This is a genomic window from Janthinobacterium sp. 17J80-10, assembly GCF_004114795.1.
In the GTDB taxonomy this organism is placed as follows: Bacteria; Pseudomonadota; Gammaproteobacteria; order Burkholderiales; family Burkholderiaceae_D; genus Paucimonas.
Genome location: NZ_CP035311.1, coordinates 2,828,923 through 2,841,018, shown reverse-complemented (window position 1 = coordinate 2,841,018; position 12,096 = coordinate 2,828,923). Strand labels below are relative to the sequence as shown.

At 61.0% G+C, this 12,096-nt stretch carries 13 protein-coding genes; 10 read left to right on the top strand and 3 right to left on the bottom strand.

The window, feature by feature from the left end; all coding sequences use genetic code 11:
• The first annotated feature begins 34 nt into the window (after window positions 1-34).
• Genes fdh3B through EKL02_RS12675 form a run of 7 tightly spaced genes read left to right on the top strand, consistent with a single transcriptional unit; the run spans window position 35 to window position 5,348 of the window.
• A complete protein-coding gene (gene fdh3B / locus EKL02_RS12705; RefSeq protein WP_241687707.1) occupies window positions 35-718 on the top strand; it encodes a formate dehydrogenase FDH3 subunit beta in 684 nt (227 codons plus the stop codon).
• Window positions 715-933 carry a hypothetical protein gene (locus tag EKL02_RS12700; protein WP_128902392.1) on the top strand — a complete coding sequence of 73 codons (219 nt, stop codon included), beginning with the start codon at window positions 715-717 and terminating at the stop codon, window positions 931-933. Before fdh3B ends, EKL02_RS12700 begins: the two co-directional genes overlap by 4 nt.
• Window positions 934-976: 43 nt before the next feature.
• Window positions 977-1,999 carry a formate dehydrogenase subunit gamma gene (locus EKL02_RS12695; RefSeq protein ID WP_128902391.1) on the top strand — a complete coding sequence of 341 codons (1,023 nt, stop codon included), beginning with the start codon at window positions 977-979 and terminating at the stop codon, window positions 1,997-1,999.
• 4 nt (window positions 2,000-2,003) lie between these two features.
• A complete protein-coding gene (locus EKL02_RS18400; protein WP_206732389.1) occupies window positions 2,004-2,615 on the top strand; it encodes a hypothetical protein in 612 nt (203 codons plus the stop codon).
• Window positions 2,616-2,627: 12 nt separating this feature from the next.
• Entirely contained in the window at window positions 2,628-3,074 is a 447-nt protein-coding gene (locus EKL02_RS12685) for a DUF3305 domain-containing protein (protein WP_128902390.1), read from the top strand.
• Between the two features lie 40 nt (window positions 3,075-3,114).
• Complete coding sequence (locus tag EKL02_RS12680; RefSeq protein ID WP_128902389.1) at window positions 3,115-3,612, top strand: DUF3306 domain-containing protein; 498 nt, start codon at window positions 3,115-3,117, stop codon at window positions 3,610-3,612.
• On the top strand, window positions 3,609-5,348 hold the full coding sequence (locus EKL02_RS12675) for a 4Fe-4S binding protein (RefSeq protein ID WP_128902388.1): 1,740 nt from the start codon (window positions 3,609-3,611) through the stop codon (window positions 5,346-5,348). Before EKL02_RS12680 ends, EKL02_RS12675 begins: the two co-directional genes overlap by 4 nt.
• Before the next feature lie 32 nt (window positions 5,349-5,380).
• Here EKL02_RS12675 and EKL02_RS12670 read toward each other — a convergent pair whose 3' ends face one another.
• The gene (locus EKL02_RS12670; protein WP_128902387.1) at window positions 5,381-5,812 is read right to left on the bottom strand and encodes a hypothetical protein; all 432 of its coding nucleotides are present in this window, start codon (window positions 5,810-5,812) and stop codon (window positions 5,381-5,383) included.
• Window positions 5,813-6,284: 472 nt separating this feature from the next.
• Between EKL02_RS12670 and infA the strand changes: the two genes are divergently transcribed.
• Window positions 6,285-6,548: a translation initiation factor IF-1 gene (gene infA / locus EKL02_RS12665; protein WP_128902386.1), complete on the top strand. Its 264-nt coding sequence runs from the start codon at window positions 6,285-6,287 to the stop codon at window positions 6,546-6,548.
• Between the two features lie 89 nt (window positions 6,549-6,637).
• A complete protein-coding gene (locus EKL02_RS12660; RefSeq protein ID WP_206732388.1) occupies window positions 6,638-7,120 on the top strand; it encodes a DUF2721 domain-containing protein in 483 nt (160 codons plus the stop codon).
• Here EKL02_RS12660 and EKL02_RS12655 read toward each other — a convergent pair.
• Window positions 7,117-8,685: a DUF3472 domain-containing protein gene (locus EKL02_RS12655; protein ID WP_128902385.1), complete on the bottom strand. Its 1,569-nt coding sequence runs from the start codon at window positions 8,683-8,685 to the stop codon at window positions 7,117-7,119. The genes EKL02_RS12660 and EKL02_RS12655 overlap by 4 nt on opposite strands.
• 491 nt (window positions 8,686-9,176) lie before the next feature.
• Between EKL02_RS12655 and EKL02_RS12650 the strand changes: the two genes are divergently transcribed.
• Window positions 9,177-10,319, top strand: coding sequence for an acyltransferase (locus EKL02_RS12650; protein WP_128902384.1), 1,143 nt, complete (start codon window positions 9,177-9,179; stop codon window positions 10,317-10,319).
• A gap of 6 nt (window positions 10,320-10,325) precedes the next feature.
• On the opposite strand, the gene EKL02_RS12645 is transcribed toward EKL02_RS12650, so the two are convergent.
• Entirely contained in the window at window positions 10,326-11,960 is a 1,635-nt protein-coding gene (locus tag EKL02_RS12645) for a Na+/H+ antiporter (RefSeq protein ID WP_128902383.1), read from the bottom strand.
• Between the last annotated feature and the right edge of the window lie 136 nt (window positions 11,961-12,096).

The window sequence follows — 12,096 nt, the reverse complement described above, 5'->3', positions numbered from 1 at the left end:
GTAGCGATCCGGCGCAGCCGGCAAGGAGAATCCGATGGCAGCAAGAATGAAGTTCATTTGCGATACCGAGCGCTGCATCGATTGCAATGGCTGCGTGACGGCTTGCAAGAGCGAGCATGAAACGCCCTGGGGCGTAAACCGCCGGCGGGTCGTGACGATCAATGACGGCGTGCCGGGAGAGCATTCCATTTCGGTTGCCTGCATGCATTGCACGGACGCGCCCTGCATGGCGGTCTGCCCGGTCGAGTGCATCTATCACACTGAAGACGGCATCGTCTTGCACGACAAGGACCAGTGCATCGGCTGCGGCTACTGTTCCTATGCCTGTCCGTTCGGCGCGCCGCAGTTTCCGGAAACCGGCGCGTTCAACCACCGCGGCAAGATGGACAAGTGCACCTTCTGCGCCGGCGGGCCGGAAGCCGATACCTCCGAAGCCGAATTCAGGAAATACGGCCGCAACCGCATCGCCGAAGGCAAGCTGCCCGCTTGCGCAGAGCAATGCGCGACCAAGGCCTTGCTGGGCGGCGACTCCAGCATCATTGCCGCCATTTATCGCGAGCGCGTTGAAATCCGCGGGTATGGGCCGGAACTGTGGGGCTGGAAAATCGCCTACGGCCAGCCGCGGCGCGGTGGCGAAATGGGTGTCCGGGGCGAGGGGGCGCGGCCCAACCAGGTGCCGGACGATTTCCAGAACAATCCGAAGAAATTTCCATCATGACGCTCAATCGCTTACTTGCAGCGGCGCTGCCGCTCCTGCTCTTGTCCGGCTGCCTCGAGGTGGAGCAGCACCCGCACTGGGTCGACGGCTACTACAACGGCAAGCGCGACCAGTTGCATGCAGACGTCTATTTTCACAACGACAGGCTGGCGTGGTCGGCCGCGATCGCCGACCGCAACCGGCTGCAAAACGAGTATGGCCGTGCCCGTCCGTAATGCAGGCGGCCGCGCAGCCCCGTCACCAAACTGGAGGCCTACCATGAATGCATTCCTGACCTTGCAGCGCTTGCGGGCGATGCTGGCGGCATTGCTGCTGCTGGCGCTGCTGCCGCGCATGGCGCCTGCCGCCGTGCCGAACAAGGATGCCGTGCCGGCGTATGCCGAGGAACAGACCATCTTGCAGACGGAAAAGGATGTGCGGGAGCCCGGCTGGGGCACGGCGGCATCCGGCAAGGTGCATATCGACCGCCATTTCCTTGGCCAGTATGGTTCATCCGAAGGCAACGTGATCCTGCAGCGCGGCGGCAATACCTGGCGCACCTTGCGCAATGGCCCGATCGCGACGGTTTCCGGCGTCCTGCTGCTGGTGGTGCCGCTGCTGATCCTGGGTTTTTACCTGACCGCGGGACCGGCGCGCCTGGCCGAGCCGGAATCCGGCCGCAGCGTGACGCGCTTCAGTTCCTGGGAGCGCACGGTGCACTGGGCGACCGCCATCAGTTTCCTGGTGCTGGCCTTTACCGGCCTGGTCATCCTTTTCGGCAAGAAGTTGCTCCTGCCATGGATGGGTGCCGAAGTGTTTTCGTGGATTGCGATCATTTCCAAGTATCTGCACAACTTTGTCGGCCCGCTGTTCATCCTGTGCTCGGTGCTGATGTTCTTCACTTTCCTCGACCGGAATTTCTTCAACCGGCGCGACTGGCAATGGGTGAAGGCAGGCGGCGGCCTGGCGTCGCACAAGCATGTCCCCGCCGGATTTTTCAATGCCGGCGAAAAGCTGTGGTTCTGGGGCGGGGTGACCCTGCTTGGCCTGGTCATGTCGATCAGCGGATTGATACTGGACTTTGTCACGTTTGGCCAGACCCGCTTCGTGCTGCAGATGGCCAATTTCCTGCATCTCGGCGGCGCGACGCTGTATATGCTTGCGGCAATGGGGCATATCTACATGGGCACGCTGGGCGATCCGCACGCCTACCGTGCCATGCGCTACGGCTCTGTCGACGAGACATGGGCGCGCGAGCACCACGAGTACTGGCTCGCCGAACGCAAAGATACGCAAGGATGACGCGATGAGCAAAGCAAAAGTTATCTTGTATGTCGTAGCGGCAGGCATGCTGCTTGGCTTGCCGGGATGCGACCGGCGCCAGCAGCCTGCTGTGGGCGCGACGCAGACCAAGTTTCCCGGCCAGGTGAGTTCTGGCGGTGGCAGCAGCGGCGAAGTGATGGGGCGCGTTGGGCCAACGAAGGACGGCACGTATGCCGGCGGTACGCCGGGTATTGCCGGCGGCAGCGGCGGCAATACCGGCGGCGCCGCCACCGGAGGCAGCGTACAGGAAACGGGGCGCGGGCCTTCGCACGGCGTGACGGCGCCTGCCGCGACGCCGCAGGACGCGGCTGCCGCGAAAAAGGCCCAGGCAGCAGCCCAGGCGGAAAAGGACAAGCAGGCCTTGCTTGCCTCGATGGATACCGTCGCAGGTCGCTGGCGCAGCAATGCCACGACCCACGGCAGGCAAGTGCATGCGCCTACGCCCATTGCAGCGCCGGCCGCCGCGGTTGCCGCGCCCACGACACAGGCGGGCGCATCGGGACAGCCTGGCGGGCAGATGGGAAGCGCGGCCAAGGCAGCCCCGGTGACAAGCGAAAAAGCCGGGACGGCGCCGCCAGCGCCGGCCGGGCGCTAGGAGAAAATCCTGATGCGCATGGCCAGCATGCCGGTTGCCGTCATCATGGAGCACCGCATCGTCCATCACCGCTGGGCAGATGACGCCTGGGCTGCGGTCGGCGTGGTGCCGGACTGCGGCGGCCTGCCGCCACTGCAGGAACTGGAAAGCGCCGGCGACAGCAAGCATTACCTCGTCTCCGGCCTGCAGCTGGAACTCTATCCCGACGAAAACGATGGCTACTTCGAGAACTGCATTGCGCCCGAACCCAAGGTGTTTGTCTTGTGGCGCATGCTGCATGGACAGGCCATGCCGGTGCAGGCATCGGTCAGCTATGCCGAGGGAACACGCATGCTGGATTCGGGCGAGTCCGCGGACGGTGTCGCCATGCCTGGCGAAATCCATGCCTGGCTCGCAGGCTACTTGCAGGCGCATTATCAGCCGCCAGCACAGGGACGTCGCGGCAGGCAGCATGGATAAACTGCTTTTTCCGGATACCGGGGCAAGGGGAGGCTAGACGATGGATAACGAAGGATTTCTGCAGCGCTGGACGCGACTGAAAAGCGGCAGCCAGGCGCAGTCGCTGCCACCGGCCGGCAGGGATGCCGCTATTGCCGAAGACACCGGTCCGGAAAGTGCCGTGCCGGACGTTTCCGCCGCCGCAACGGCGCAGTCCAGATTGCCCACCATGGAAGACGCTGTACGCCTGACGCCTGAGTCGGACTACTCGGCCTTTGTGGCGCAAGGCGTCGACAAGGCCGTGCGGCGCGTAGCGCTTAAACGCCTTTTTTCAGACCCGCATTTCAATCTGGTCGATGGCCTCGATATTTACATGGGCGACTACAACCGCCCAGACCCTGTGTCGGCGGCGATGCTGGCTGCGCTGCATCAGGCGCAGGGCTTCCTGCAGCAGGTAGCGGCGGAGGCCGAGAAGGGCGCCGGCGCCGGCCAGGACAAGGAAAATGACCAGCACATGCTGGGTGACGCCTCGCGGCAAAACCCTGGAGACGCCGTATGAGTACCCCTCTTGATGCGGCCAGCATGCAATTGCAGAACTTGGCGAGGACCGCCGCATTGCTGGCCGATGGCGCCTTGCCGCCGCCCGATCCGGTGTCCGGCGTCACCTATGCATCGAGCGGCCGCACGCTCGTCATCGGCCGGGCCGCCGATGCAATGCCGCTGGCAGCGCTGCTGAGTCCGCAGCTTGCCGTGAGCGTGTTGCTGGTTGCGGATGCTGACGGCGCCGTGGCGGGCATCTCACCGCCGGCATATGGTTTTCCGGTCCATGCGGGGCGCGACGTGCGTATCACGGGCTGGCTGGGGGCATTCAAGGCAAGCTGGCAGAGTGCCGATGCGCTGGCCGGCAATACGCCGGCTCACGATGGGGGCGGTGCCGGTGGCACATTCGACCTGATCCTGGACCTGTCGCCGACACCGTTATTGACCCAGCACCAGCCGCCGCAGGGCTATTTTGCCCCAGGAGGCGCTCCTGCCGCGCAGATAGACGCTGCCTTGCAGCTGGCGCACATGGTCGGCGAATTCGAGAAGCCCAAATACTTTCATTACAAGGAGCGGCTGTGCGCACACAGCCGCAATCATATCACCGGCTGCAGTGCCTGCATCGACGTCTGCTCGACCCGGGCGATCACCGGCGCCGGCGACCGTATTCGCGTCGAGCCGCACCTGTGCATGGGATGCGGCGCCTGCACCACGGTGTGCCCGTCGGGGGCGCTTGCCTATGCGTGGCCAGATGCGCCCCATGCGGGGCGGCGCCTCAAGACGATGCTCTCGGCATTCGCCACCGCAGGGGGCAGTGAGCCAGTCATCCTGGTCCACAGTGCCGGGCGCGGCAGCATGCTGCTGCGGGAAGCGGCGCATTTGGCCCGAAGCGGCGGGCATCCGGAAATCCCCGCCAGGCTTTTACCGCTGGAGGTGCACCACACGGCGTCCGTGGGCATGGACTTGTGGCTGGCGGCCATCGCCTATGGCGCCAGTGGTATTGCAGTGCTGGCCACCGATGAAGAAGCGCCGCAATATCTTGAGGCGCTGGAACGCCAGATGGCAATCGCACAAACCATATTGTCGGGGCTAGGCTATGGCGGCATGCATTGCCGCCTTTTACAGGTTGCCACGGCGCAAGAGCTGCAGGCCGCATTCCAGTGCATGCCGCTGGGCGAATCACCGGCGCGGGCGGCCAGCTTTCATGTGGCAGCCGACAAGCGCAATGCGCTCGATTTTGCGCTCGAGCATCTGCATCGCCATGCCCCCGTTCCGCAAGAGCAGGTGGCGTTGCCCGTGGGCGCTCCCTTCGGTGCGGTTGTCGTCGACACGGCGGCCTGTACCCTGTGCATGTCCTGCGTGGGAGCCTGCCCTGAATCTGCCTTGATGGATAGCCAGAACGCGCCGCAGCTGCGATTCGTGGAAAAGAATTGCGTGCAGTGCGGCTTATGCGAAAAGACCTGCCCGGAACAGGCTATTTCGCTGGCGCCCCGCATTTCCTTTGCGGCGACGGCGAAAGCGGCCATCGTGCTGAACGAATCACAGCCGTTCTGCTGCATCCGATGCGGAAAGCCATTTGGCACCTTGCAAATGATTAATTCGATGCTGGCCAAGCTGTCGGAACATGGGGCCTTTTCTGGCAATCCGGATCGGCTGAAAATGTGCGGCGACTGCCGCGTGATCGACATGATGACGAACCAGGCGCAAACCCGGGTTATCGAATTGCAGCCGCCAGCGCCGCAACCGGCGCCCTGAGGGCGCCGGCGGGAGCGGCGGTGCCGCGTTGCCTAGCGGTTGCGAAAATGGTCGCGTGACTGCCCGGACGGGTCGTCCCGCCGCCATTCAGGTCGGCCACCTTGCCTGCCGCCATCACGCCGCTGCCAGTCTGGACGTTCGCCGTCGCGCCGGCGTTGACCATCCTCTGCGCCTTCCTGGCGCTGATGGTGGCGTTCTTGCACACCCGGCCTGACATTCCTGTTGTAATTAAATTGTACCGGGGGCGCGACGATGACCGGCGCCGGGGTTACATACGCTGGCGGCTGGTAATAAGGATAGGGGCGGTAATACGGATTGGGCGCAGGATAGCCGTGATAATAGCCGCTTGAAATAGTCGCGCTGACAGCCGGCGCCGGGTAATACACGGTGTCAGCGTCATAGGGGACTGCCACGCAGCCGGCCAGCAGGGCGCTTAAACCAAAAAGGGCAATAATGTGTTTCATATCAGCACCGGATTAAATTTTTACCTGTACATTGGATAACGGAATTCATTGCCGGTTGGCGCTTATTACGTTCCCTTACAAATTTGCAGCTGTCGTCCGGCGGGAGGGCGTAAATGGAGGAGCGCGGCAATGGGAAGGGCAACTGAAGGCTAAGCATAAACTGCGGTATAATGTTACGTTCCTTCGGATAAGTCCTGGGTTTGGTCCAGGGGCTGACTGAAGCCTCAAGCAAGGCGCAGCAGCTGGATCGATGGTGGCGCACCACCCCTTTCACTTTTTGTCGTTGGTAGCTTGGGCGACAGCTTCACAGTATTTTCACGGCAATTTGCATTTGCGCCCTTTATTCGGCACTGCGGCCAGTACGCGTGCCTTTCGGCGGTACTTGCCGGGGTTGCCCTGACAAATAACTGCACGTAATACAACGTAATACATGTCGCCAGCCTTGGCCGGCGCATTTTTAAAAGGAAACCGTATGGCGAAAGAAGAACTGCTTGAAATGAATGGCAAGGTTGCCGAAGTGCTGCCCGATTCCCGTTATCGTGTCGACCTGGAAAATGGCCATCAACTGATCGCCTACACTTCCGGCAAGATGCGTCAGCATCACATCCGCATTCTGGCGGGTGACAAGGTAACCCTCGAATTATCTCCTTACGATCTCAGCAAGGGTCGTATCACGTTCCGTCATCTGGAAACGCGTGGCCCTGCCGGTCCGCGTCCGCAGCACCGCCGTCGCTAAGCACGGCACCCAGACTCCCACCAGCGCGTTTTTACTGTTGCGCTGGTGTTGCGGGCAAGCCAAAATTGCTACACTAGCTAGCATTGGCCTTGGCCGTTTCCAAAAGGAAGGAGTTTGTTCTGTTTCCCTTCGTTCAAGTCGATGACGTTACGCACGTCATTCAACTGGCAGTTGCCCCCGTATTCCTTCTTACAGCCGTAGGTACGATTATCGGCGTACTGACCAATCGCCTGGTGCGCATCGTTGATCGCATCCGCGTCCTGGAAAGAAAACCGGAAACGCCCGTCACGGACGACGAAGCCGCTTTCAAGCAGCTTGAACTCGGCTTGCTTGGGCGCCGGCTGCGCATGATTTACATCGCCCTCACCAGCGAGGTTATTTGCGGCCTGATAGTCGGTGTCATGATTGCCAGTGCATTTATTGATGCATTTTTGGCAATTAAACTGTCTGCAGTCATTGCCGGCCTGTTCATCCTTGCCATGCTGGCCTTTATCTGCGGCCTGACCGCATTTCTGCGCGAGATTTTCCTTGCTGTGCAAAGCACCCGGGCCAGCCTGCGAGTGGGTTTTTAAAAGACTTCCAGTTCCGCCAGTCCGACCCAGCCCGTTGCCTGATCGACCCGGAATTTCACCCAGCTGACGTTCTTGCTGGTGAAGTTGATGCTGAGCGGACTGCCATCATTGGGCAGGGCGCCGACCGGGATGCTGGAGCCATCGCTGAACAGCAGGGTGCCGCCGAGGATCTGGTCATACAGGTTGGGGCGGTCATACAGGATCACTTGCTTGACCGGCGTGGCCACAGCCCACTTCAACTGGATCCAGGCGCCGACATTTTCGCCATTGGTAGTCCATTCGCGCGTCTGGTCGACCGGGAAACCGGTGGCGCTGCCGTCGATCGCCTTGATGCCGGTCTGGCTGGAGACAGGGTTTTCGCTGGAGACTGTGACGGTCGACGTGCGCGCCTTGTTGGCAAACGGCGTAAATTTTTCCGTGGTGCCGGCGAAATAGGCGCTGCATTTCAGGTCCAGGGTGCCATAGCTGGCAACAGTCAGGTAGCGTCCGCCGCTGCTCTTGTACGACACCTTGCCGGACGCAAGGGTCTCGGTGAATGTTTCATTCGTCGAGACGGTCCTGGCGGAGGCCGCGACTGTGCTTCCGCCACCGCCGGCGCAGCTGAGGTAATTGCCGTTTTCCGCCTGCAGGGCGACCTTGCCGCCAGCCAGGGGTACACGAACCAGGCCGGTACAGGCCGCAATTGTTCCCGTATCCGCTTTCAGTCCGGCGCCGCCGCAAGCCTCGTTGGTCGTGGCCTGGTTGACGTATTTGTTGGTCGAATTGGTCAGGTGCTGCCGGGTGCTTGCGCCGGGATTGCCGCCTTCCATGATGTAATCGGCGCCGCTGCTGAAGACTGCCGCGTTCTTGCAATAAGGCGTTTCAGCGTATTGCATGGTTGGCTGCGCAGCCAGGATGGCACCGTCATTGCCTTTCGGGCGTGACCACTGCGCCTTGATATAGGGATAGTCGGCGCAATTGGCAGGAAACTGCGAATAGAATTCGGCCCACTGGACACTGCCGCGAGCAAAGGTAACGGAACCAGCGGGCGCCTGGATCTGGCCAATGTAGGTGGCAGTTGGTGTGGTCGTGCTCATGTCAATGATGTAGCCGTTGAAGGTGCTGCCGCGCTCATTGACCACACGCAGCCGGTAAGTCTTGCCGGCGACCCAGGGATAGGCCTTGTAGCATTGCATGCCGACGCCTTCGCCGCCGAAAGGCTGGCAGGTCGCGCCCGGTCCCGGGGTTGCCACAGTGGCATCCCAGATGGAAAAAATCACGCCTTTGGCATTGATGTTCAACGTATTCGTTTGCAGTCCAATGTAGCCGCCGCTCTTGTTGATGCCGTTGGCGTCGTCCAGTCCGAACTGGTGGGCCAAAAACCAGCCGGCAGTGGTAGCCGGATCTGCCAGAAATTTCAGGTCGGTTTCCAGCGTGGTGGGCGCGGTCGGGTAAGACCATCCCAGGTAAGGCAGGGAAAGGTTATGCAGTTTTGCCGTGCTCTGGGCTGCGGCGGTGCCGCCGTACAGGCAGAGACTGGCACCCAGCATGGCAGCCAGTAAATGAAATGTTCGGGTTAAATTCATTGTCAAACTCCCTGGAATTCATGGTTTTTTGTGCGCTGCGATTCATGCATAAACTGGCGATCCGATAGGTCGCTTATGCTGCATCGCAGTAATTGCAATGAAATATAGACTTTATGGCAACTTTCGTATGCTTTCTTGTTGTGATATCAGTTATGCAACTTTTTAATATCTCAACCCGTTAGATACCCGGATCTGGCGTTTAAGGTGAGCGTGCTTGGGGCCGCTAGCCCAGAAAATCAGGGTCATTCACGCAGCAAGGACGCGGCTGGCGGGGCCGCGCCATGCGGGATGCAGGCAGGCGAACCGGGTGCAGGGAGCGGAAAAAAAACAACATCAGGCGCGGTGAAAGCCAGAAAATCTGCACGAATTGACGCCAGGCGGGACACTCTTGTATCCTGCGCGGGCTTCAATCTGGCAATATCCATGACCGGTTCCTGGCGCATCGATCATGCGGTACTTACTTTTCCAACCTGGCGCTTCGCGCCGCCATCATGACGCAAGTAAATAATGTAAATGTGGTTGTCGAAACCCCCGCTGTACAGGATCGCCTGGCGTTTCTGGACGGATTGCGGGGATGGGCAGCCCTGATGGTGGTACTGAGCCACTTGCTGGTATTTTTCGTATCGGGAAGTTCTACGACTTACGCCGGGTGGTACTGGGCGTTTCCTACCGATGGCAACCTGGCGGTGTTCATTTTTTTCGTGCTGTCCGGCTTTGCCTTATCCATCGGCTATATCCAGACACATCGCCTGAGCCTGCTGACGGCGCTGTGCGCGCGCCGCTACCTGCGCTTGGCCATTCCCATCCTGTTTGCCTCGCTATTCGCTTACCTCTTGCTGGCTGCACGGCTGTTTTACAACATCGACGCAGGCAAGGTGACAGGGAATAACTGGCTGACCAATTTCTACGGCTTTGCGCCGGACCTGCTGGAGAGCATGAAGTTCGGCCTGTACGGGGTATTTGTCACGAGCGATGTGACGCGCTCGTACAATCCCATCCTGTGGACGATGCCGGTCGAGCTGTTTGGCTCGTTTATCGTGTTTGCAGTGTGCGCTCTGTTTTTGCACCTGAAAAAACGCCTGTTTTTTATCGCGGCGATCCTGGTCTATTTTTTCCTGACCAAGAATATTTATTACTTCTCTTTCATGACTGGCATGTGCATCGCGCTGTGTTACCACCATCGCGACAAGGTGGTATTCCAGAAGCTGCGTTTTGCCGTGCCCCTGCTGCTGGCCGGGGCGGTCTACTACTCGACCGTCAGCCTGCGCGGGCGCGGGCTGCCGGTGCCGCAAATCATGCGCAGCGATTTCCTGTCCATCCTGGCCGCCAGCGCCATGGTCTTCGCTGCCGCGTTCCATGGGCCGTTTCGGCGCTTCCTCGAAAACCCCCTGTCGCGCTACCTCGGCAGCATTTCATTCCCGATTTATCTGACGCACTTCATTGTGATCTGTACCTTTTCGAGCGGCATGATGTTATACCTGCGGGGAACGGAACAAGGCTATACGGAAGGGAATGTCCAGTTCAATGTGGCAGCCAGCCTGCTGGTATGTTTCGGGGTTGCGCACGTTTTCCGCCACGTTGAAAGTTTCGCCATTTTCGTCGCCAGGAAGTTTTCCGCTTATATGCAAAAGTAAGGGCGATCAGTGGTAGCGTGATTCGATCAAGTCGATTTCGCGCACCAGCTTGCGCGAGGTGGCGTCGGATATGCGCGATTGCCGTGCCAGGTGGAAGATGGCCTCCCTTTCAGCTTCCAGTCCTGCCAGGCGCAGGGCGCGCTCGGCCTGGTCTGCTTTGCGCAATTGCCCGGCTTCGCGTTCGCCGCCGGCACTGCCGCTCAGCCGGCGCTGGTACAGTGCCGTCACCCGCGCCGCCGCCTGGGCATGGATATCCGATTCGGCGGTATCGTGCTGGACGCCTTGCCGTGATTTTTCGACAGCGGCAATGGCCGCGCTGGCGGCATGCTGGCGCGCCAGGTCTTCTTCCTGCAACTCCGTCGTTTCTTCGGGCAGTTCCAGGCCGCGCAGCAGGCGCGGCAGCCCGATGCTTGCCGTCACCATGGTTACCAGGATCACCGCGGTGGCAAGAAAGATCGCCAGGTCCCGCGCCGGGAAGGCCGTGCCGTCAGGAAGCAGCAAGGGCAAGCTCATCACGCCTGCCAGCGTGATGGCGCCGCGCACTCCGGCCAGCGATGTCGCCAGCACCAGGCGCCAATGCAGCTTGAGCGGCTGTTCCACGCTTGCGCCCCGGCGAAACAGGGTCAGGCGCAGCGATGCCCAGACCCAGAGAAATCGCAAGACGATCAGGCCGATGCTGATTGCCAGGCCATAGCCGGCCAGCCACCAGGGGCCAAGGTGTTCGCCCTGCTCGACGGTGTGCATGGCGCCCCGCAGGATCCCGGGGAGTTGTTCGCCCAAAAGCACGAACATGATGCCGTTCAGGGTGAATTGCACGGTATCCCAGACCGCCGCCCGTTGCAGGCGTGTGGTCGCCAGCGCGCGGCCGCTCAATTCGACGTAGCTCATAGTGATGCCGGCGGCCACAGCCGCCAGGATGCCGGAGGCATGCACCAGTTCGGCCGTCATGTAGGCAGCGAAAGGCGTCAGCAGGCTGATCAGGATCGGCGAGCCCGCGTCTTCGCCGAAGTGGCGCGACAGCCAGCGCTGGGCGAAGCTGATTGCCGCGGTAATGCCGGCACCGATCCCCAGGCCCGCGCAGGCGACCCAAAGGAAGGTCAGCGATGCCCCCGCCAGCGAAAAGCCGCCCGTCAGCATTGCCGCGACCGCGAAGCGGAAGCACACCAGGCCCGATGCGTCATTCAGCAGGGATTCGCCTTCCAGGATGTGCATCAGCCGCTTGGGGATCGGCACGCGCGCGGCGATCGATGAAACCGCCACCGGGTCGGTCGGCGAAACGATCGCGGCCAGCGCGAAGGCCACCGGCAGCGGCATGGAAGGAATCATCCAGTGCACCAGCAGGCCGATGCCCAGGACGGTAAAGATCACCAGGCCCAGCGCCAGTTCCAGGATTGTCGCCTTGTCGCGGAACAGGCCATCCTTCGGAATGCGCCAGCCGTCGAGAAACAGCAGCGGCGGCAAGAACAGCAGAAAGAATATATGCGGATCCAGCATGACGCCTTGCTTGAATACGCCAGAAATGACTGCGCCCAGGGCAATTTGCACCAGCGGCAAAGGCAACGAGACTGGCAACGCGCGAACCAGATAACCGCTCGCAACAACCGCCAGCAGCATTGCCAAGACGACTTCGATGGAATCCATGCCTGTTTTTGTTTCGGTGGGTTAAATAATTGGCATTTTAAAGGATGCACTACTGGGTGCGGCATGAATCAGGGCCTGGAATTTTCATGCCGATCGGCTAGCGGCGGCTGGCAATTTAAAAAGCAGGAAGCAGCAC